The organism is Rhodoferax ferrireducens T118, assembly GCF_000013605.1.
GTDB classification, from domain to species: domain Bacteria; phylum Pseudomonadota; class Gammaproteobacteria; order Burkholderiales; family Burkholderiaceae_C; genus Rhodoferax; species Rhodoferax ferrireducens.
This window is the reverse complement of record NC_007908.1, coordinates 2,428,033-2,448,308: the sequence shown is the minus strand read 5'-3', so window position 1 is coordinate 2,448,308 and position 20,276 is coordinate 2,428,033. Positions and strand designations below refer to the sequence as shown.

At 59.8% G+C, this 20,276-nt stretch carries 17 protein-coding genes; 8 read left to right on the top strand and 9 right to left on the bottom strand.

Features of this window, described 5'->3' with window-relative positions:
- Positions 1 to 36: 36 nt before the first annotated feature.
- On the bottom strand, positions 37 to 807 hold the full coding sequence (gene rlmB / locus RFER_RS11270) for a 23S rRNA (guanosine(2251)-2'-O)-methyltransferase RlmB (protein WP_011464522.1): 771 nt from the start codon (positions 805 to 807) through the stop codon (positions 37 to 39).
- On the opposite strand from rlmB, the gene RFER_RS24105 reads away from it, so the two are divergent.
- Entirely contained in the window at positions 806 to 991 is a 186-nt protein-coding gene (locus tag RFER_RS24105; protein WP_166485711.1) for a hypothetical protein, read from the top strand. The two genes, rlmB and RFER_RS24105, sit on opposite strands and share 2 nt — an antisense overlap.
- A 277-nt stretch (positions 992 to 1,268) precedes the next feature.
- On the opposite strand, the gene RFER_RS11265 is transcribed toward RFER_RS24105, so the two are convergent.
- From RFER_RS11265 to RFER_RS11255, 3 genes are all read right to left on the bottom strand, one after another.
- Positions 1,269 to 1,454 carry a hypothetical protein gene (locus tag RFER_RS11265; protein ID WP_011464521.1) on the bottom strand — a complete coding sequence of 62 codons (186 nt, stop codon included), beginning with the start codon at positions 1,452 to 1,454 and terminating at the stop codon, positions 1,269 to 1,271.
- Between the two features lie 273 nt (positions 1,455 to 1,727).
- Positions 1,728 to 2,558: a class I SAM-dependent methyltransferase gene (locus RFER_RS11260; RefSeq protein WP_011464520.1), complete on the bottom strand. Its 831-nt coding sequence runs from the start codon at positions 2,556 to 2,558 to the stop codon at positions 1,728 to 1,730.
- Between the two features lie 46 nt (positions 2,559 to 2,604).
- Entirely contained in the window at positions 2,605 to 2,967 is a 363-nt protein-coding gene (locus RFER_RS11255) for a group I truncated hemoglobin (protein WP_041792026.1), read from the bottom strand.
- 206 nt (positions 2,968 to 3,173) lie between these two features.
- Here RFER_RS11255 and RFER_RS11250 point away from each other — a divergent pair, with 206 nt between their 5' ends.
- Positions 3,174 to 6,221: an AAA family ATPase gene (locus RFER_RS11250; RefSeq protein WP_011464518.1), complete on the top strand. Its 3,048-nt coding sequence runs from the start codon at positions 3,174 to 3,176 to the stop codon at positions 6,219 to 6,221.
- A gap of 203 nt (positions 6,222 to 6,424) precedes the next feature.
- Positions 6,425 to 6,883 (top strand): CHRD domain-containing protein, encoded by a 459-nt coding sequence (locus RFER_RS11245; RefSeq protein WP_011464517.1) that lies wholly within the window; start codon positions 6,425 to 6,427, stop codon positions 6,881 to 6,883.
- Positions 6,884 to 7,078: 195 nt separating this feature from the next.
- Here RFER_RS11245 and RFER_RS11240 read toward each other — a convergent pair whose 3' ends face one another.
- Positions 7,079 to 8,830, bottom strand: coding sequence for a methyl-accepting chemotaxis protein (locus RFER_RS11240; protein WP_011464516.1), 1,752 nt, complete (start codon positions 8,828 to 8,830; stop codon positions 7,079 to 7,081).
- A 289-nt stretch (positions 8,831 to 9,119) separates the two neighbouring features.
- Positions 9,120 to 9,599: a BON domain-containing protein gene (locus RFER_RS11235; protein ID WP_011464515.1), complete on the bottom strand. Its 480-nt coding sequence runs from the start codon at positions 9,597 to 9,599 to the stop codon at positions 9,120 to 9,122.
- A 264-nt stretch (positions 9,600 to 9,863) separates the two neighbouring features.
- Here RFER_RS11235 and RFER_RS11230 point away from each other — a divergent pair, with 264 nt between their 5' ends.
- Positions 9,864 to 11,099: an NAD(P)/FAD-dependent oxidoreductase gene (locus tag RFER_RS11230; protein ID WP_011464514.1), complete on the top strand. Its 1,236-nt coding sequence runs from the start codon at positions 9,864 to 9,866 to the stop codon at positions 11,097 to 11,099.
- Between the two features lie 11 nt (positions 11,100 to 11,110).
- Here the strand turns inward: RFER_RS11230 and RFER_RS11225 are convergent, their stop codons facing one another.
- Together RFER_RS11225 and RFER_RS11220 are read right to left on the bottom strand one after the other, a co-directional pair.
- Positions 11,111 to 11,728 carry a 2'-5' RNA ligase family protein gene (locus RFER_RS11225; RefSeq protein ID WP_011464513.1) on the bottom strand — a complete coding sequence of 206 codons (618 nt, stop codon included), beginning with the start codon at positions 11,726 to 11,728 and terminating at the stop codon, positions 11,111 to 11,113.
- Between the two features lie 101 nt (positions 11,729 to 11,829).
- Entirely contained in the window at positions 11,830 to 12,195 is a 366-nt protein-coding gene (locus RFER_RS11220; RefSeq protein WP_244095709.1) for a hypothetical protein, read from the bottom strand.
- Positions 12,196 to 12,634: 439 nt separating this feature from the next.
- Here RFER_RS11220 and RFER_RS11215 point away from each other — a divergent pair, with 439 nt between their 5' ends.
- On the top strand, positions 12,635 to 14,134 hold the full coding sequence (locus RFER_RS11215) for a putative bifunctional diguanylate cyclase/phosphodiesterase (RefSeq protein ID WP_011464511.1): 1,500 nt from the start codon (positions 12,635 to 12,637) through the stop codon (positions 14,132 to 14,134).
- Between the two features lie 393 nt (positions 14,135 to 14,527).
- On the opposite strand, the gene RFER_RS11210 is transcribed toward RFER_RS11215, so the two are convergent.
- On the bottom strand, positions 14,528 to 16,657 hold the full coding sequence (locus RFER_RS11210) for a beta strand repeat-containing protein (RefSeq protein WP_011464510.1): 2,130 nt from the start codon (positions 16,655 to 16,657) through the stop codon (positions 14,528 to 14,530).
- A gap of 107 nt (positions 16,658 to 16,764) precedes the next feature.
- On the opposite strand from RFER_RS11210, the gene RFER_RS24100 reads away from it, so the two are divergent.
- The 3 genes from RFER_RS24100 to RFER_RS11200 all read left to right on the top strand — a co-directional run bounded on the left by RFER_RS24100 (position 16,765) and on the right by RFER_RS11200 (position 20,274).
- Entirely contained in the window at positions 16,765 to 16,953 is a 189-nt protein-coding gene (locus RFER_RS24100) for a hypothetical protein (protein ID WP_166485709.1), read from the top strand.
- Positions 16,954 to 17,033: 80 nt separating this feature from the next.
- Positions 17,034 to 18,956 carry a PrkA family serine protein kinase gene (locus RFER_RS11205; protein ID WP_011464509.1) on the top strand — a complete coding sequence of 641 codons (1,923 nt, stop codon included), beginning with the start codon at positions 17,034 to 17,036 and terminating at the stop codon, positions 18,954 to 18,956.
- Positions 18,957 to 19,005: 49 nt separating this feature from the next.
- Positions 19,006 to 20,274 (top strand): YeaH/YhbH family protein, encoded by a 1,269-nt coding sequence (locus RFER_RS11200; protein WP_011464508.1) that lies wholly within the window; start codon positions 19,006 to 19,008, stop codon positions 20,272 to 20,274.
- The last annotated feature ends 2 nt before the right edge of the window (positions 20,275 to 20,276 follow it).

Here is a 20,276-nt window from a genome sequence, read left to right as displayed (position 1 = left end):
CAGACCGACGTGACGCGAAGCGAGCAATCTCTGTCCTCAGCCCATTCGCTGGCGTAATGCCTCGTACAAACACACACCACTGGCCACCGACACATTGAGGCTTTCAACAGCCCCGCGCATCGGGATGCTGACCAACTCATCACAGGTCTTGGCGGTCAGCGCGCGCATGCCATCGCCCTCGGCCCCCAGCACGAGCGCCACCGGCCCTTTGAGGTCGGCCTGGTAAATGGTTTTAGGTGCCACGTCGCTGGTGCCGATGATCCAGATATTGCGTTCCTTGAGTTCATTCAGGGTACGCGCCAGGTTGGTCACCATGAAGTAGGGCACGGTCTCAGCCGCGCCACTGGCGACCTTGGCCACTGTGGCGTTGATGCCAGCGGCGTGGTCTTTGGGAGCGATCACGGCGTGCACACCGGCGCCATCGGCCACGCGCAGGCAAGCACCTAGGTTGTGTGGATCGGTCACACCATCAAGCACCAGGATCAATGCTTCTTCCCGCTCGGTGGGGGGTCTGTCGGTCTGCGCCGCTTCGAGCTGCTCCAGCAATTCATCCAGCGATTTCACTTGTGCCAGCTCGTGCACCCGCGCCGCCACGCCCTGGTGGCCGTGACCACCGCAGAGCTTGGCCAGACGAATGCCATCGGCCTCGATCAAGCGCGCTCCGGCCTCATTGGCCTTGTCCAGAAACTGGCGCATGCGCGCATCACGGCGCGTCGGTTCGAAATAAATCTCGATGATGGACTGGGGTGCGGTTTTGAGGCGAACCCCGACGGCATGAAAGCCGAATAAAACTTTGGGTGAAGACATGGCTGAATTATCACAGCTTGCGCTTCTCATGGGTGCCACACGCCGTTACTGCATGATCGCCATGATCCTACCTGTTTGTGCTGCAAGGTATAAGTGGCAAAGAGCTTCTTTGCATTGCCCGCGCGGCCTTGCCCATGTTTCTCTTGATGGTGGCGGTGATTTTGCTGATCTATTTCGTGCCTGAATTGATTACCTGCTTGCCTCCCCAGATGAAACTCTGACCAGAGTTTCTCCATTGCCATGGCGCGGTCGCCAGCTACCTGCAAATTGTGGCCGCAACCGTGCTGGGCTGGCTGGTATTTGACCAGTTGCCGGGTCCAATCACTGCAATCGGTATTGCCTTCATCTGCCTGGCAGGGCTGGGGTGGCGCTGGTCGAGGTGCGCATGGCGTTTGTCAGGTCGCGCACGGCGCTGTTGAACAAATCAGAATAACAGCCCACGCCTCAGTCGGCAGTCAGACTCAGGATGACACGGGGCCGTCAGCGCCGGGTTCGGTCGATTGAGCCGCATCGTTGTCTTCGGGCAGCTCGGTTTCAGCACCCTCACCCACCTTGCGGTCGGCCTTGTGCTTCAGCTTCTCTTCCTTCTTCTTCTTTTTCGCCAGTTCTTTCTGACGCTTCTCGTATCCGTAATTCGGTGTTGCCAAAGTATGCTTTCAGGTTGTTGGAGGCACTTTACCAGAAGTTTCAAACAGTCTTTCGAGATTGGTGCACCTGCAGGCGGAACCATTTTGACGTCATAGACACTTTGAGCTGCAGTCGACCCGTTGCCAGTTTTTTGGTTATGCAACAACAGGATGGAAAACTATCAATGTGATAGCTGCGCACCCAACATTGACGGGGGCTAGCGCTTCATTTTGCCAGTTTTCTCACATGAACCCAATTCTCCAGCCGCGACTGTCCGTGCCCGCCATTCGCAGTCAACGTACTTTTATAACGGCCTCCAGGTACTCGCCCGGCACCACCATCGCGCCGTCGTCTGCGCGGTTGAACTGCCGCACCAAACGCAGCAGATCGGCGGCCAGGGCCTCCTGTTGGGCAGCATCGACGGCGCCGAACGCTTTTTGCATCGGACCGTAGTAGGTGCGAAACGTGTCGAGCCAGTGCTGCGGCGTGCGGTAGCGGAACACGAAGTTCTTGCGTGAGGTTTCGAGCGTGGCGATGGACTCGCCGAACAGCTCGCGCAGGCGATCTTCGGTGCCCCACAGTACCGCTGACTTGACACCTGCAGGCGGTGGGACGTAACGACCAATCAGCTTGAACAACTCACCGATAAAACCGGGTGGCGTCCAGTTGGCGAGGCCGATCTTGCCGCCCGGCCTGCACACGCGGGCGAGTTCATTCGCCGCCCGTTCCTGGTTCGGTGTAAACATGACACCGAAGGTGGATAGCACCACGTCGAACGATCCGTCCGCGTAGGGGAGGTTCTCGGCGTCCGCTTCTGTGAACTGCACGGCCAGGCCCTCGGCGCTGGCGCGCGCCTGACCACGCTCCAGTAACGCGCCCACATAGTCGGTTGAGACCACATCGCACCAGCGCCGCGCCGCGGCCAGTGTGGCGTTGCCGTTGCCGGCGGCGACATCCAGCACGCGCTCTTTGGCGCGTAAATCAAGCGCTTCGCATAGCGTCTCACCGACAATCTGCAGGGTTGTTCCAATGACAGCGTAGTCGCCTGCAGACCAGGTGGCTTGCTGCTTCTGCTTCAGCGCCACCAGATCAATGGCAGGCGCAGGGGATAAAGTTTCCATCATCGTGCTCCTGAATCAGGGTTGTATTTCACCGATATTCATCACGTCTTCATACGCGGATGATCTGGTCCTTGAGTGAATAGAGAATGGCGAGAACGTCTTTCTTCGAGTCCTCGTCGATGCCATTCTTGTTCAGCGCCACAAAGATGTCATCCACCACCACCAGGAATTCCTGCTCGCTGATGTTCATGCCCTTGTGCGCGGCGAGCATGCCCTGCCCGGTGTAAGTTTGCGGTCCGCCTGAGCCCGTCGTCAAAAACTCGCACGACAATTTTTTGATGTGTGCCATGTCTGTGATTTTCTCGAATCGCGTTTTGACGAGGGGATTGGCCAGGTGTGTGGCAATGATGTCGTCCACGAGTCGCGCGATACCGTCTGCGCCGCCGAGTCGTTGGTAGAGTGTCGTAGTCATGGGAAACTCCTTTTGATACTGAGGTACTTCGTTGATCTCACTGTGATCAAACGCGTCCGCGATTGCGAAACACGCCAAGGTATTGCACACCATCGACATCGCCCCAGGGTCACCCAAAAGTGGACAAACGGGGCGACAAATAGCGGACAGGCGCAGACCGCAGGGATAAGATGTATCAATAGGGGCATCAAGGACAGGCACCGAACATGATTGAGCAGAGCAATTCTTTCGGATACTGGCTGCGACGGCGGCGCAAGGCGCTTGATCTGACCCAGGATGCGCTGGCCAAAAAAGCCTGTTGTTCGCTGGCCGCCATCAAGAAGATCGAAGCCGAGGAGCGTCGACCTTCGCGAGGACTGGCGCAACGCCTGGCCGAGCAACTCGCGATTCCCGCCCAGGACCGGGCAGCGTTTTTGCAGGCTTCCCGCAACCTGCAAGCGCCCAAGCGCATGCCGCTTGATGAGTTGCCCATCGAAGCAATGCGCACCGCTGCCGCGAGCGACGGACTCGGGACTGTCGGCGATCAGCTCGCCCATGCCGGCGAACAAAAATTCCCCTTCGTCGGGCGCAACAAGGAGTACGGGCAGTTCATCGGTCTGATCGCCCGACTCACCGCGGGCAGCGGCCAGGTGGTACAGATCGAAGGTGAGGCGGGCATCGGCAAGAGCCGACTCATGGCTGAGGTCGCGTGTTATGCCCGCCAGCGGGCGTTGCCGGTGCTGGCCACCAATTGCTACGAGATCGAGCGCGCGATAGCGTATCAACCAGTGATCGATCTCGCCACCCAAGCGTGCGACGCAGCACCCGAGGCCCGGCTGCGTTTGATCGCGCCGATCCTGCTGGCCGAGATCGCCGCGCTGGTGCCGGCCATGGCGGCCCGTCTGCTTGACCTGCCATCCTTGTCGGCGGACTTTCCCGAGGCGCGCCAGGCGCGCCTGTTTCATGCGCTGGTACAACTCTTCGACGCGCTGGCGCAGGACCGGCAGTTGATTGTCATGATGGATGACATCCAATGGGCGGACGACGCCAGCCTGCGATTCCTGCATTTTTTCGCGCGCCAGATTGCGAGCCGGCCGGTGCTCCTGGCCTGTGCCTATCGGGACGAGGAACTGGGCAGCAACGAACACCTCACTGGCCTGCTTGAGAGCCTGCGCCGTGAACCCTACACGCGGCACATGGCGCTGGCACGGTTCGGACCCGGCGATACGCAAGCGCTGCTCAACGCAATGAACGACCCCAAACTGAGCGCGCCTGATCTCGCCGCCCGGCTGCACCGTGAAACGGACGGCAATCCATTTTTCCTCTGCTCGATCATGCACTCGCTGAGTGAAGATGAAGGCATGATCGGCGACGCGCTCAGCCTGCCGCTGCCGCACGCCCTGCGTGACTCGGTGCGGGCGCGTCTGGCCCGCGTGCCGCAGGAAGACCGGCTGCTGCTGGATGTGGCAGCCGTGCTCGGGCGCCGTTTTGACTTCGAGACCCTGCTCACGCTCGCTAGGGTGCCCGAAGAGCGCTTTTTGCACAGCCTGGATGCGCTGGTGAAGCGCCGGCTGCTGCGAGAGGAGCAGGACGGCGAATTCTATGATTTCAGTCACGACAAGGTGCGAGAGGTGGTGTACCGGGATATCGGCATGGCCGGGCGCGTGCTGCTGCACCGGGCGGTGGCGGAGATGCTGGAGCAGCATGCTGAAAGTGAAACGCATGAGCGCCATGCCCATCTTGCCGAGCACTATGAGCGCGGCAAGATGTGGCCCAAGGCGCTGCTTTATTTGGGTCTGGCCGCCGCGCACTCGCAAAAATTATTTGCAATGCGAGAAGCGCTGAAATGGTTTGACCGCGCCGTCGTGTTACTGCAAGCCCATCCCGAAGCGGCAACGCAAGCCCAACAACTCGCCTTGTACGAGCAGCGTGGCGCGGCGCGGGCGCAGGCAGGCCAGATCGAGGGCGCGGTGGCCGATTTTCAACGGGTGATCGATGCCGCGCGCGCGTTGGGTGAGCACGGGCATGCGCGTGATGTATTGATTCAGCTCGGCATGGCTTATCGACGCGCCGACGCCTACCAGCAGGCCATTGTCTGCTTGGACGAGGCGCTCACGGCGTCGCTGGCCATGGGCGATGAACGCCATGCGGCCGATACCTTGTATCACCTGGGAACGGTGGCCTGGAGCAACGGTCGCAACGATCTGGCGATCACCTACCACCAACAAGCGGTGGCGATCTGCGAGCGCCTGGGCCTGACTGACCTGGTCGCCGTGCAGGCCTTCCACGGCCGAGGGGAAGCCTATTTCGCCAATGCCGAACCGGCGGCGGCCATCGTTTCTTTTTCCCGTTCTCTCGACCTTGCACGCGGCATCGGCGACAAGAGCTATGAATCGGAAAACCTGATGATGATCGGCTGGGCCTGCAGCGGTCATATGGGGCTGGCCGACTACCCACGCGCCTTGTCACACTTCGACGCCGCCCTCGTCATCGCGCGCGCCGCCGACCTGCAATGGCATATCGGCCCGACCCTGATCGGACGCGCCAACGTGCAGGTGGCGCTCGGCCGATTTGGCCAGGCATGGCATGATTTGAACGAGGCCCTGCCCCGCCTTGAAACACTGGGGTTGGTTCGGTACCAGATCATGGCGCATGACGCGCTGGGCGGCCTGTTTCTGGACCTGAATCAGCCCGGGCAGGCGCTGCGGCACTTTGAACAGGGGCTGTCGCTCGCGCGCGACGCCGGCATCAAGTTCTGGCAGCCCAGGCTGCAAGCCGGTCTGGTGATTGCACAACTGCGCCTTGGTGTGCCAACTGATCGGGCAGCATTACTGGCGGCTCAGCAGTACACGCAGGATCACAGTGAAACCTGGCTGACGCTACGCTGCCTGGAGGCGCTCGCCGAGTTGGCGCTGGCCAGAGGCGACGCCGACGGGTGCGTCACGCAGGCGGACCAGTTGCTGGCGCTGGCCTCGCGCGGCGACTTGCGGGAGCTGATCGGACAAGCCCATCGCTTGCGCGGCCTGGCCTGGCTCCATGGCAAGGCATACGAATCTGCGCGCGATGAGCTGACGCTGGCCGCAACGCTGGCCGAGCAGATCGGGTGCGTCCGGCTCGCGTGGGAGTGTCACTGCGCGCTCGCTCGCGTTGCCGCTGCGCTCGGCGACGGCAGCGGCGAAAACACCCAGCGAGCCGGCGCACGCGTGCTGGCTGCACAAGTTGCCGAGAATCTGCGTGGCTCGGGTCTGATTTCCAATTTGGAGGCAGATCCGTGAGAGCCCTCTATCCTTGGCATCGCATTCTGTGCAGCACGGGTCAGCCTTGCTATGGCTACCAAAATAGTAGCTACAAGCCCAATGAATATGGGGGCTGGATGCCTATCTAGTTACACATTATCGGCCAACAAAACCGCGCTCAAAGCGCGTGCCCACCTACACTCGGGCCGAAACACTGCTCAATAACAAAGAAGGAGTCCAGCATGCGTTTTCATCTTGCCCTGCGCCACACGTTCGCATTGACCGGCCTGGCCTTGGGCTTGGCGGATTGCAGCGTCGCGCCGCCTGACCCCAACGCGCATCTGGCGACCTTCAGCACCCAGATGACGGGTATGAACGTGGTGCCTCCGGTGGCTACTGCGGCGACGGGGCGGGTGGACGCCGTGTTGAACAAGAACACTCGGCTGTTTCGCTGGAAGATGTCATTTGCCGGCTTGAGCGGCCCCGCCACCGCAGGCCACTTTCATGGTCCGGCCCTTATTGGCGCCAACGCCCGGGTCGCGCTGCCCTTGCACACCCCGGTCAGTAGCCCCCAGGAAGGTCACGCGACGCTGACCCCGGCGCAGGCTGCCGATCTGCTGGCGGGCAAGTGGTACGCGAATATTCACACCGCAGCCCACCCCGCTGGCGAGATTCGGGGGCAAATGATTTTGCGTGATTAAAGTGCTGGCGGTAGTGGCGACTGGGCTGGACGCGCTCGTCAAATTATGCTAATGTTTATATAGCAATACTTGCAGATGCGACGGGGGCTACAGCCTGATTTTGTTTAAATTCTCGTGGAATAGCCGCACTGCCGCATCAAGCCCCATGGGGCGCTTGTGGGCGTGCGCTGCTGAGAAAAAATTGCGCGTGGTCGGTCAAAAGCTTTCCCAGTCATCACCACCCGCTTTGGGGGTGGCAGCAGCGGGGGCTGCCAGGGAGTCGGGTTTGGCTCTGATCGCGGGTTTTGCGGGCGTGTTGCCCAGTTTCCTGGCCGCTGGAGCTGGAGCTGGAGCGGGTGCGGATCGAACACTCCTTGTCCGCTGCGGGGCGCTGCTGTCGGGCAGACCGGCACCCTGGCTCTGGGACAGCTTGAATACCGACACCGTACCGACCAGTTCTTGTGCCTGGCTCTTCAAGCTGCTCGCGGCGGCCGCCATTTCTTCCACCAGCGCGGCATTTTGCTGCGTCACCTGGTCCATTTGCGTCACGGCCTCGCTCACTTGCGCCACGCCCTGGCTCTGCTCGGTACTGGCGGCGCTGATCTCACCCATGATGTCGGTCACACGCCTGATCGAACTCACCACCTCGGTCATGGTGACACCGGCCTGATCGACCAGTGTGGAGCCCTGCTCGACACGCTGTACGCTGTCGTTGATCAGGCCCTTGATTTCCTTGGCGGCGTCGGCCGAGCGTCCGGCCAGGCTGCGCACTTCAGAAGCCACCACGGCAAAGCCACGGCCCTGCTCACCGGCGCGCGCCGCCTCCACCGCGGCGTTCAAGGCCAGGATGTTGGTCTGGAAGGCGATGCCGTCGATCACTTGAATGATGTCGGAGATTTTCTTGGAGCTGTCGTTGATGCCCTTCATGGTTTCCACCACCCGGCTCACCACCTCGCCGCCCTTGATGGCCACCGTGCTGGCGCTTTGAGCCAGTTGGTTGGCCTGTCTGGCGTTATCGGCGTTTTGCCGCACGGTGGCGCTGAGTTCTTCCATGGAGGCGGCGGTTTCCTCCAGCGCACTGGCCTGCTGTTCGGTGCGGGCACTCAGGTCGTTGTTGCCTTGGGCGATTTCGGCACTGGCCGTGGCCACGCCTTCCGAACCCTGGCGCACATTGCCCACAATGCGGGCGAGATTGTCTTTCATGGCTGACAGGGCTTGCAGCAGTTGTGCCGTTTCGTCCTTGCCCTCGGTCTGAATGTCGGTCGCAAGGTCACCATCCGCGACCCGCCGGGCGACCGCAACGGCATTTGTCAAAGGACCCGTAATACCCACGGTCAGCAGCCATGCGCAAATGACGCCGAAGGTCAGGACAAGGGCGGCGAGTGCCACCAGGTAATTGCGGCTGGTGGTCTCAATCCCGGAAATCTCGACGGCCTTTGCATCCAGATTTTTACGCTGCAGGCCGAGAAACTCGGAAACCAGCTTCATGTAGTTATCTGCAGCAGGTATGTAGGTGCTCTCAAGAAGACGATTCGCTTCGTCGGCTTGGCCGTCCGCCTTCAATTTGGTTACTTGGTCGCGGCTTGATAAATAGGCTTTGCGTACGTCCGAGACTTTTGAAAACAGGTCTTTTTCTTCCTGACTCGAAAGCAGAGGCTCGATCTGCTTCAGCAGCGCCGAAGTGCTTTTGGTGATTTCGGCCGCATTGGTCGAAAAGAAAGGAACCAGACTCGGATCGCTACTTTTTGCAACAGCCGTGGTGCGAATCACGGCAACGTTGATATTGCGGCTCCAGTCGCTGATGAGTCGCTCTTTGGCAAGCGGTTCCCGCGTCATTTCCCGTGTTGCGTTGCCCAGTGCGTTGAGCTGCCAAACGCCGATACCTGTGATGAGGACGGCAAAGGCCAAAACCACCGCAAAGCCGAACCCGAGGCGCTTGCCGATTTTCATTGATGCAAATATCTTCATGTGCGGGTTTCCGTATTTTTTTTGGCCAGTGGGAATTATTGTGGCGTCGATTCGATCAAGCCCATTTGTTCAGACCCGTCAGACGGCCGGTATCCACAAAAATCGTCGTATTCATGGGATAGAAAACTAAGGAGCGCCTTGTCGCGACCCTGAGCGCAACTATAGTCTTTCGACACCGGTTCAGGCCTGACGTGGATCAAGCATCCGGCGGACGGATCGAATATCCCGCCCCGGACCATCAACCTTCCACGAGCAACTTCAGTTTGCCAAGTGCGTGGTCCCAGCGCTTCTACTTGTCCACCACGATGAGTTGATTGATGACGGATTCGACATCGTCAATATTGCGCACGAGTTGCTCGACGGCGGAAGATTGTTCCCGCCTGCTGACGCAGCCCTTCAGCCAGACCCACCGGCGCTGCCCCAGGACCGAGATGCTGGTGTCCGAAAAGCGCCCATCCGCGAGAATCGCCTTCTTGACCCTTGGAATGATTTCCTTGTCGTACAAATAGGCATTCGGAAGGCGGCAGCGCCCGGACTGAAAACAGCTGGTGCCGCGCTCGGCTCGCCAGTGTGTTTCCTCTCGCACCTGGGCTGGCGTCATTGTCGGCTCTGCTGGCTTGGGGCAATTTGTTATGGCGGCTGTGATCTGCAGGAACGGGTCATCGAAATAGTTCGCGCGCGCCTCGTCTGCGAGCGCCCTGGCTGGCGGGACCAGTGCGATAACGCCCAGGATCAGGTAGCAGATGTTCATGGTTGAACCGAAGGCCATCGAATTCTCCTGAAAGTCGCCCGCTTGCCTGCGCCAGGGGCTTGGGTTGGCATGGTTGCGGTGGATGGTAAATCAGCGGCCATCAAGACTGGCATTTGATCTTGATTTCAAGTGTTTGAGGGCCGGCTTGTGGGCGCCGACAAGCAGCTACACTTTGCAAGGGTCGCTCGGCTGCACTGCCACGTCCTGGCAGGGCGTGATTCTGGTGCTGGACGGGCTTGATAGGAACGCGTCCACACGGGATGCATAACAAGGCGAACTACCATGAACTTCGTAATCATCGGCGCCGGATCCGCAGGGGTGCGGGCTGCTGAAACTCTGCGCGAAAATGATCCCCAAGCCAGTATCACGCTGGTCAGCGGTGAACCCGGCGAACCCTATTCGCGCATGGCCATTCCCTACATCCTGAATGGCGCTATTGACGAAAACGGCGCCCACCAGCGCCAATCGCATCACCATCTGGAGAGCCTTGGTATTCGCTACCTCAATTGCAAGGCGCTGCAGTTGCATGCGGGACCGGACGGCGGCCACGTCGATCTCGACGACGGCTCGCAGCTCAACTATGACCGGCTGCTGGTGGCCACCGGCTCATCGCCTTCGCTGCCGCCCATACCCGGCACCGATTTGCCGGGCGCGGTGACTTGCTGGACCCTGGAAGACGCCCGCCAGATCGCGGCCAAGCTCGTGCCCGGTGCGCGCGTGGTCATGTTGGGCGCGGGTTTTGTTGCCGGGGTGTGCATGAAGTCGCTTGTGAACAGCGGCGCGCAGCTGTCGGTGGTGGCCGGTCGCTCGGGACAGATTCTGCGTTCGATGATGACACCGGTCGGCAGTCACTTGCTGCAGCGCTGGCTGGAGGGCCGCGGCGTGGAGGTCATCACCAGCGGGCGCACCCTGCGCATCGAGCCAGGCCCGCGGCTGGTCATGGACACACGCACCATTGACGCCGACCTGATCATCCTGGCCACTGGCGTGCATCCGAATGTTGCTTTCCTCGAAGGCACCGGTGCCGAGATCCGCAGCGGTGTCGTGATTGATGAGCATATGCGCACCACGGTCCCGCATGTTTACGCGGCGGGCGATGTCGCCGAGGGGCGTGATTTTTCCACTGGCGAGTGGGTGGTGCATGCCTTGCAGCCCACCGCCACCGAACATGGACGCATCGCAGCGCTGAACATGACCGGCAAGGAGGTGGCTTACCGCGGCAGCCTGAGCATGAATGTGCTGGACTCCGTCGGCCTCATTTCCCACACCTTTGGGCTGTGGCAGGGCATCCCGACGGGCGACAACACCGAAGTGGTGGACGAAGCCAACTTTATCTACACCCGCCTGTGTTTCGATTCCGACCAGTTGATCGGTGCCATCACCATTGGTCATCCCCACCATGTGGGGGCCATCCGCGGCCTGATCCAGTCACGCCGCCACCTTGGCGCCTGGAAAGACCAATTGATGAAGAACCCACAACTGGTGATGGACGCCCTGGTTGACCTGAACCGCGGCTGAGCTTGACGCTGTCAGGCGCGCAAGGACCAGCGCCCCAGCACCTCATGCACCCCTTGGCCAACATGGCTCTTGATAAGGACAAATTCCTTCGCGGTCCAGATGATGGGCTCAATGGCGTGCTCGGCAATTGGGTGGCGATCGTACAAAACCGTCATATGCGGGGTAAAGCTACGTTTCACCGGTAGCCCCGCATGATCCATCGCCAGGCCAAGACTCTGGCGGAAAGCCGCAAGTTGTGCCGTGCCAGCGCCGCTACACAGAACGTAGGTCCCACTGCTCGGAAAGCTCATCGCGTGGTCAAAGACCACATCAAATGCAGGTGCCGCCACAGCGTCGCCGGCCTCTCTGGCAGTCCTGACAATGTCTGGCGGCAATTGAGCATACCCGCCGAGGTCGTGCAGCGTGACATGCAAGCGATGTGCCAGCAGCGGTTTGCCGAGCAATCCATGCTCGCGCCCCAAACGTGCTCCTTGAATCGCGATGGCATTGGCAGCATCGGCTTCTGGAAAAATGGAGAAGAACAAGGTATAGGGCGCCCGCCCACGTGGAAACTTTGCTGATGCTTTGGCCGAAGGTGGGGCCCCCGGCGGGGCGCCATCAAATCCGGGCAACGTGAACTGTTCAAACATACCGCCTCCTGGCATCAACCCCAAATTTCTGACACAAAAGACAGACTATTCTCGCGCCGGCGAAATTGACATACCTGTATTTTTTCCCAGTTCACGCCACCTCAATCCTGCGCTTTCACTTTGGAAGCCAGGAACAGTGCCGTCACCACATCGCGCACGGTTTTGCGATCTTCTGCTGACAAAACCATGTAGCGCTTGAGCATTTCACGGTTCTGCATGTTCAGGGTCGATGTATACAGACCGCCTTCCTGGTCATCGTGCGTCGCCGCCGCCGCCACGCCATAACGCAATTCCTCAGGGCTGACTTGCAGCCAGTCTGCCAGAACCTTGAGCTTATCCTGCATCGGAATCGACGCCCCCAGCAGCCAGCGGCGCGCTGCGTGGGGCGTGATGCTCTTACCCCAGTAGCGTTGGTTGAATTCATGGGCGACCAGTGTGGGAGAAGGCCGGATGCCGGCACTTTCCAAAGCTCGCCTCAATCGGTCCGAAAAAGCTTGTGTCTCCGCTATCTGTGTTGCATTTGCCATACCTTCGAAGGTAGGAGGTATGGAGCATCCAAGTCTTGATAATTGATCACATATTTTGTAATTCTAAGTTACAATTTTACAAAAAAAACAGATTCCGATCCTCGCATCAAGCGCCGTCCGAGGGCGCACCAGGGAGCGACTCACAACCATTACCACCGGACATCCCGATCACATCAACAGAAGAGGGGGGATGAAATTTATAAGGCAAAACCTGTCCGTTACACAGCATGATTATCAGATCCCCAGTGGTGAGAAGCTGCTATCCAGCGCTGACACATCCAGTCACATTTCGCGTGTCAGCGCGGCTTTCAAATGGTCAAGAACAGGCCCGCCAACTGGCGCATGCCGCCTCTGAAGCAGCGGCCAGGGGGACGATGTAATGACCCGTGTGCCTGGATATCTTTACAAGGTGGCAGCCCACCTGCTCCATGCCACTTTCCACGCATCCCTGCGCCGCCCCTTGAAGTGGCTTAGGGTGCAAGGTCTGCGCGAGAAAGTAACGCTGAATGCCGTACCCGATGGTGTTTTACGCATTGTCTGCGTCCACGACCTGAGCGAGCGCAAGAAATTTGAAGAGTCGCTGCGCTACCAAGCCACCCATGATGAGCTCACCGGTCTGCCGAATCGCTGGTTGTTTCACCTGCACCTGAGTCAAGCCCTGGTGCGTGCCCGGCGCACAGGTCTGAGAGTGGCGGTTTTGTTTCTGGATTTGGACTACTTCAGAAGTGTCAACGACAGTTTTGGGCACACTACCGGAGACGCCCTGCTGGTGCAAGTCGGCACTCGTATCCGCAGCACCCTGCGCGAAAACGACACGCTGGCCCGCCTGGGCGGCGACGAGTTCGCCATTCTGCTCGCCGATATGAAAAATGTGGATGAAGCGGTGCGTGTGGCCAGCAAGCTCCTGCTGTCGCTGCAGGCCTCGTACCGGCTGCAAGACCAGGATGTCTATTCCGGCGGCAGTCTGGGTCTGGCTTTTTATCCGGATGATGCGCAGGACAGTGACACCCTGCTGCGCTACGCTGACATGGCCATGTACCAGGCCAAACAGGCCGGGCGCGGAGGCTATGCCTGCTATTCGCAGGAAATGGACCTGCGCGGGCACGAAAACATGCGGCTGCATACACGGCTGAAAGAAGCCATGGCCCAAGGAATTTTGCAGTTGCATTACCAGCCGCAGGTGGATGTGGAAAGTGGTGCGATCGTGGGGGCAGAAGCCTTGTTGCGCTGGCACGACCCGGAGCTGGGCCATGTATCTCCGGCAAGGTTCATACCGGTTGCCGAGGCCACCGGCCTGATTTTGCCTTTGTCGGACTGGGTGCTGGAGACGGCGTGCCAGCAAATTGCCGCCTGGACTCAGGCCGGCACGCCATTACGGGTGGCCGTCAATGTTTCGGCGCAGCAATTTCGCCAGCGCAATCTGCCCGAGCAGGTACGCGCAGCACTGGCGCGCACCGGTGCGCAGGCCCAATGGCTGGACATTGAAATCACCGAGTCGGTGGCCATGACGCAGCCCGCGCAGGCGCGTGAACAGCTCGATGCCCTGGTGGGCTTGGGCTGCCGCATCGCCCTGGATGACTTTGGTACCGGCTATTCGTCGCTCGCCTATCTCAAGGCCCTGCCGGTGAGCAAGCTCAAAATTGACAAGAGTTTCATGGACGGCATTCCCCAGGACGCCAATGACGTCGCCATTTCCCGGGCCATCATTGCCTTGGCCAAAAGTCTGGGGTTGACACTGGTCGCCGAGGGGGTGGAAACCGATGCCCAGCTGGCCTTTTTGCGCCAATACGGTTGCGAGGTTTACCAGGGCTGGCTGTTTGCCAAAGCGATGACGGTGCAGGAGTTGACGTCACGCCTTCACGGCGTTCAAGTTCCCTGACTAGCCATCAGGGACCACGGCCTTTGCCGGTGCAGTAATCCCGGGCTACTCGTCGTTTTGCATCCAAGCCGTCTGCCTGGGGCGCAGGCTTGCAGCAGCACGAAGTCGGCGTTGCAACCCACGTCCAGCCCGCAATTCTCCAAACCCATGACACGGGCGGCTTGACGCTGACCGCCCCATCCGCCGTGGTTCGTTCAAAGTGCGGGATGCCACCCACCACGTCCACACCCTTGTCCAGCGCGCGCTTGAGGTTGGATGGGCACCCTGTTTTTGCCATCAAATTTATAGCTATCTACGCTTATTGCACGGGCGTAAGAAGCCAATTTTCAAGGCAGATTCATCCTCATGCGCATGGTATTGGCAAGTTCGGTGTATGCAGACGGACTATTGCCACTACTGAACAGTGACGTAAAAACCCGTCGCATCCTGTCCGGCCACGACGGCGGCACCATGGCTGGTGAGGGTGCTGAAGCTGCCGCTGATGCTGGCGGCCTGGATCAGCACCAATTTCTGTCCGCTGGCGTAGCCGCCGGTGAAGTTCAGCGTCAGTGTGCCGCCGAGCACCACCGTACCGGTCACCGTCAGTTGGTCATGCGTTACCCCCGGGGTGGCGCCGTCGATGGCCAGGGTCAGGCTGGCACTGCTACCCTGCTGGAAGCCGCCGCCCAGCGTCAGCGCCCGCGTGCCGCTGAGCGCCAGGGCTGCGTTGTTGGTCACGTTGCCGGTGCCCAGCGCAAGGGTGCTGCCCGCCAGCAGCCTGCCGCTGTTGAGGGTGGTGCCACCGCTGTAGCTGTTGTCGCGCAGGGTGACAGTGACGGCACCGTTGTGCACCAGGCTGCCGCTGCCGCTGATGTTGGACAGAATGATGTCGGTGGTGGTGTTCTGGATGATCAACTGGCCCGCGTTGACGATGGCATTGGTCGCAAGACCACCGCTGGACTCGGCTGTCAGCAGGCTGCTGTCACCGTTGTAGGTGGCTTGCAGCACGGTCGAATTGCTGCTTGCATTGACGGTGATGTAGTTCAGTGGCACGGTCTTGCCAGCACCGATGCGCAGGATGGCGTTGGCGCCGATGGTAGTGGTGCCGTTGTAGTTCTGCGGCTGGGCCAAGGTCACGTCATTGCCCGCCGTGGGCATGAGGGTGACGTTGCCCCAGCCGGTTTCACCCCCGCGGTGTGGGCCGCCACCGCCGCCGCTGATGCCGATGTTCAGGGTTACCGGGGCGTTGTAGTTGAACGCCAGCGTGCAGCCGCGCAGGTTGATGTAGGCGTTCTTCGCGCCCAGCGCCGGATACGGCTCGGCGGGTGATGGCGCAGAGGGCAGGAAGAAATTGGCGTGCGTGCCGTCGCCCCATTGCACCGTGCCTGCGCCGGATTCAATGTTGACCCCGCGGTAGCTGGCATCGTTGCCGTTGTTCAGTCCGTTGCGGTAGATGGCTTTGGCGTAGTTCAGTGCCGGATTGCTCAAGCCGGGATTGAGCACATTCGGGATGTTGTGCGGGCTGTTGTCAGTGTGGCTGTAAATGCCGGACATGACGATGGTGGAATTGCCAATGGCGTGGAAGTTAATGTCGTTGCCATAAGCCGCTTCAAAAATGTTTTGCGACACACTCACCACACTGCCCGGTGGGCTCCAGACCAGCCAGGAACCCTCGTTGAGCATAGCCTTGGCATTAGGTATGGATGCCGCCACATGGTTGCTGCCGAAGTCATGCCCGGTGGTCAGCGACAAAACACCACCAAAGGGATTGACCCCACGCAGTGAGTTGCCACCCCACACCCCCACGCCTTGCAAGACGGGGCCATTGCCGCTGATACGCCCCAGCAGAATGAACTGCGCGCTGCTGAGCACAATGCTGCCGTTGTTCTGGATGTGGTTCAGGTTGATCTCTCCATTGACCAAGCTGGCCGTGTTTTTGCCGTCGGAGGTGGCGATGATGTTGGGGTTGTTGTCGGCAGCGGTGTTGGTGCCGATCTGCAGCGTGACTCCGGGGTTGATGGTGAGCACCGGCGGATTGCTGCCGGTGATGTCAAGCCGATAGCCGCCGCTGGCGCTGGTTTTGGTAACGACCGCCACCTGCTGGGCATCGGGCAGGGTGAAGGTGCTGGCCTGGGTGATAACCAGGGTGCTGGGGTTGCCGGTGCCGCCGGTGGCCACCAGCGCCAGCGTTCCCTTGCCCGAGATCACACCGGTGTAGGTGCTGGTGCCTGCAGGCAGGCGGATGATGGCATCGCCACTGAGCGTGACATTCTGGTTGGCCAGAATGTCGGTGGTGATGTCGGTAGCGCTTGCAGTATCGGTCGCAGTGCCGGTTGGGGTTGCGGCTGAACTGCCGGAGCCACCACCGCCGCACGCTGACAAACCCAAGGCACTCAGGCTGCACAGAAACAGGCGGCGCGAAGCATCCTCTGCTGTGCGGCCCGGCTTGCCGAGTGCATCCGTGAATGCCGCTGATGTGTGGCAGGGGTGTGGCTGCAGGGGGTGGTTGGACACATCGCTTTTGCTCGATTGGGTATTGGTCATTGGTCTTTCACTTGCTTGCGCGGGTAGAAGAATGGCTGTCCATTGAGGGGGCCTGGTAACAGCCAATGTTAAGCTGACGCAAGTCAAGTTTTTATAGGGTGGGGCCGGTGCCCTCTCCTGCCCTTTTTGTATCCGTGGCCGATGCGGCTTACTTCGAAGGTCTGACCGGCAATGATGCCTTGCGGCGCAACAGCCCCCAAGGCAAGATCAATCCACTGCCCCACCAGCATAAGCAAAAAAATGACCCGCTGACCAAGGGCTTTTCTTATCCTTTTCTCCAGTGTCAAATTCCATAAATGACTATGATGAATTATTTCATTCGAAAAGCGCGTGCTTCACTCGGGTAAAGCCCGCCGATTGCAAAAGGAGATTCGTCATGAATGTCTTCGCACGTTACCAAGGTCGGTTTGAGGCCGCCAAGGAAGAAGAAATGTCGATCCAGGACTACCTGGATCTCTGCAAACGCGACACCACCGCCTACGCCACCGTTGCCGAGCGCATGCTGCGGGCCATTGGCGAGCCCGAGTTGGTCGATACCCGCACCGACCCCAGGCTGTCGCGTATCTTTGCCAACAAAATGCTCAGGCGTTATCCGGCGTTTCGCGACCTTTACGGCATGGAGGAAGTGATTGAGCAGATCGTCTCCTATTTCCGCCATGCCGCGCAAGGGCTGGAGGAGAAGAAACAGATTCTGTACCTGCTGGGCCCGGTCGGCGGCGGCAAATCGTCGCTGGCAGAGAAGCTCAAAGCCCTGATTGAAGTTGTGCCCATCTACACCATCAAGGGCTCACCGGTGCATGAGTCGCCCCTGGGCCTGTTCAATCCGCTGGAGGACGCGCAAATACTGGAGGACGACTACGGCATTTCGCGGCGTTACCTGGGCACCATCATGAGCCCGTGGGCGGTGAAGCGTCTGCATGAGTTCGGCGGCGACATCACCCGCTTTCGCGTGGTCAAGCTGCATCCATCGGTGCTGTCGCAAATCGCTGTTTCCAAGACCGAGCCGGGCGATGAGAACAACCAGGACATTTCTTCCCTGGTGGGCAAGATTGACATCCGCAAGCTTGAGACCTACTCCCAAAGCGACCCCGACGCGTATTCCTTCTCGGGCGGCCTGTGCCTGGCCAATCGCGGCGTGCTGGAATTTGTCGAGATGTTCAAGGCGCCCATCAAGGTACTGCACCCCTTGCTGACCGCCACGCAGGAGGGCAACTACAAGGGCACTGAAGGCTTCGGCGCCATTCCGTTTGACGGCTTGGTGCTGGCGCACTCCAACGAGGCCGAATGGCTGACGTTCAAGAACAATCGCAACAACGAGGCTTTTCTTGACCGCATTTACATCGTGAAGGTGCCCTACTCCCTGCGCGTGTCGGACGAGATTCACATCTACGAAAAACTGTTGGCCAATTCCTCACTGGTCAAGGCCCCGTGCGCGCCGGATACGCTCAAGATGCTGGCGCAGTTTGCCGTGTTGTCGCGGCTCAAGGAGCCGGAAAACTCCAGCATCTTCTCCAAGATGCGGGTCTATGACGGCGAAAACCTCAAGGACACCGACCCCAAGGCCAAGAGCTACCAGGAGTACCGCGATTTTGCCGGCGTGGATGAAGGCATGACGGGGCTATCAACCCGGTTCGCGTTCAAGATTCTCTCGCGCGTGTTCAATTTCGACCACCGCGAGGTTGCCGCTAACCCGGTGCATCTGATGTATGTGCTGGAGCAGCAGATTGAACAGGAGCAGTTCCCGGCTGAGGTCGCCGAACGCTACACCCGTTTCCTCAAGGAATTCCTCTCGCCGCGTTACGCCGAGTTCATTGGCAAGGAGATCCAGACCGCCTATCTGGAGAGCTACTCCGAGTACGGCCAGAATATCTTTGACCGCTATGTGACTTACGCCGACTTCTGGATTCAGGACCAGGAGTACCGCGACACCAACACCGGCGAGATTCTGGACCGTGGCGCTCTCAACAGCGAACTGGAGAAAATCGAGAAACCGGCCGGCATCTCGAACCCGAAGGATTTTCGCAACGAAGTGGTCAACTTTGTGCTGCGCGCCCGCGCCAAACACGAGGGGCAAAACCCGCCGTGGACGTCTTACGAAAAGCTGCGTGCGGTCATCGAGAAAAAAATGTTCTCCAATACGGAAGAACTGCTGCCAGTGATTTCGTTCAACGCCAAGGCCAGCGGCGACGAACAGAAGAAACACAAAGACTTCGTGAACCGGATGATCAGCAAGGGCTACACAGAGAAGCAGGTGCGCCTGCTGTGTGAATGGTATCTGCGCGTACGCAAGTCCTCCTGAGTTTTGCGACCCGACGGATGCCGAGATTCAATTTGAACGGGAATACCCCATGCCATTGCATATCGTAGACCGCCGCCTCGATAGCAAGCACAAGAGCTCGGTCAATCGCGGGCGTTTTATTGAACGCTTCAAGGGCCAGATTCGCAAAGCGGTGGCTGACGCCATCAACAAGCGAGGCATTCGCGATATAGACAACGGTGAAAAAATCGGCATCTCCGGCAAAGACATCGAGGAGCCTCAGTTTGCCCATGGTCACGGCGGCGTCTGGGAGACGGTGCGGCCTGGCAACGACCGCTTCAGCCGCGGCGAGCAGGTGGACCGGCCCAAGGGCGGTGGCGCCGGCGGCGGTGGCAGTCAAGCCAGCAAGGACGGCGAGAGCCTTGATGAATTCATGTTCACGCTGACCAAAGACGAGTTTCTGGACATTTTCTTTGACGAGCTGGCCCTGCCGCATCTGGTCAAGCAGCATCTGGCCCAGATCGAACAATATCGGCGCATTCGGGCTGGTTACACCCAGAGCGGCGTGCCCACCAATATCAACCTCGCCCGCACCATGCGCGGCGCCGCCGGCCGGCGCATCGCCGTCGGCGGGCCCTACACGGCGCAGCTGCGCGCCTTGCTGGCGCAGCTCGACGAACTCAAAGACAAGCTCACCGACGACGACCCGGAGCTGGAGCGTCTGCGCCAGGAGATTGCGCGCGTGCGCGCCAAGATGGACAAGGTGCCGTTCGTCGACTCCTTTGATCTGCGCTACAACAACCGCATTCGGGTGCCGCAGCCCAGCACGCAGGCCGTCATGTTCTGCCTGCTCGACGTCTCGGGTTCCATGGACGAAGAACGCAAGAACATCGCCAAACGCTTTTTTATGTTGCTCTATCTTTTTCTGACCCGAAATTACGAGCGCATTGAAGTCGTGTTCATTCGCCACCACACGGTTGCGGCGGAGGTTGACGAGGACGAATTCTTCACCTCGCGCGAATCCGGCGGCACGGTGGTCTCCAGCGCCCTGGAACTGATGTACAAAATCATCAGCGAGCGATATCCCAGCAACCTGTGGAATATTTATGGCGCTCAGGCATCTGACGGTGACAACTGGAACGATGACTCCGCGCATTGCCGCGAGCTGCTGGAGCAGTCCTTGCTGCCCCTGACGCAGTATTTCGCCTATATCGAAATCACCGATGGCCCGCCCCAAAACCTGTGGGAGGAATACGCCAAACTGCAGGCGGGCCATGCTGACCACTTTGCGATGCGGCGCATTGCCGCAGTGGCCGATATTTACCCCGTGTTTCGCGATCTTTTCAAGCAAAAGATCTGAGT

Excerpts from the sequence above, each read along its gene's own strand:
- RFER_RS24105 (WP_166485711.1), top strand. The coding sequence starts at position 806 with ATGGCTGAATTATCACAGCTTGCGCTTCTCATGGGTGCCACACGCCGT.
- rlmB (WP_011464522.1), bottom strand. The coding sequence starts at position 807 with ATGTCTTCACCCAAAGTTTTATTCGGCTTTCATGCCGTCGGGGTTCGC.
- RFER_RS11260 (WP_011464520.1), bottom strand. The coding sequence starts at position 2,558 with ATGATGGAAACTTTATCCCCTGCGCCTGCCATTGATCTGGTGGCGCTG.
- RFER_RS11255 (WP_041792026.1), bottom strand. The coding sequence starts at position 2,967 with ATGACTACGACACTCTACCAACGACTCGGCGGCGCAGACGGTATCGCG.
- RFER_RS11250 (WP_011464518.1), top strand. The coding sequence starts at position 3,174 with ATGATTGAGCAGAGCAATTCTTTCGGATACTGGCTGCGACGGCGGCGC.
- RFER_RS11245 (WP_011464517.1), top strand. The coding sequence starts at position 6,425 with ATGCGTTTTCATCTTGCCCTGCGCCACACGTTCGCATTGACCGGCCTG.
- RFER_RS11240 (WP_011464516.1), bottom strand. The coding sequence starts at position 8,830 with ATGAAGATATTTGCATCAATGAAAATCGGCAAGCGCCTCGGGTTCGGC.
- RFER_RS11235 (WP_011464515.1), bottom strand. The coding sequence starts at position 9,599 with ATGGCCTTCGGTTCAACCATGAACATCTGCTACCTGATCCTGGGCGTT.
- RFER_RS11230 (WP_011464514.1), top strand. The coding sequence starts at position 9,864 with ATGAACTTCGTAATCATCGGCGCCGGATCCGCAGGGGTGCGGGCTGCT.
- RFER_RS11225 (WP_011464513.1), bottom strand. The coding sequence starts at position 11,728 with ATGTTTGAACAGTTCACGTTGCCCGGATTTGATGGCGCCCCGCCGGGG.
- RFER_RS11215 (WP_011464511.1), top strand. The coding sequence starts at position 12,635 with ATGACCCGTGTGCCTGGATATCTTTACAAGGTGGCAGCCCACCTGCTC.
- RFER_RS11210 (WP_011464510.1), bottom strand. The coding sequence starts at position 16,657 with ATGACCAATACCCAATCGAGCAAAAGCGATGTGTCCAACCACCCCCTG.
- RFER_RS11205 (WP_011464509.1), top strand. The coding sequence starts at position 17,034 with ATGAATGTCTTCGCACGTTACCAAGGTCGGTTTGAGGCCGCCAAGGAA.
- RFER_RS11200 (WP_011464508.1), top strand. The coding sequence starts at position 19,006 with ATGCCATTGCATATCGTAGACCGCCGCCTCGATAGCAAGCACAAGAGC.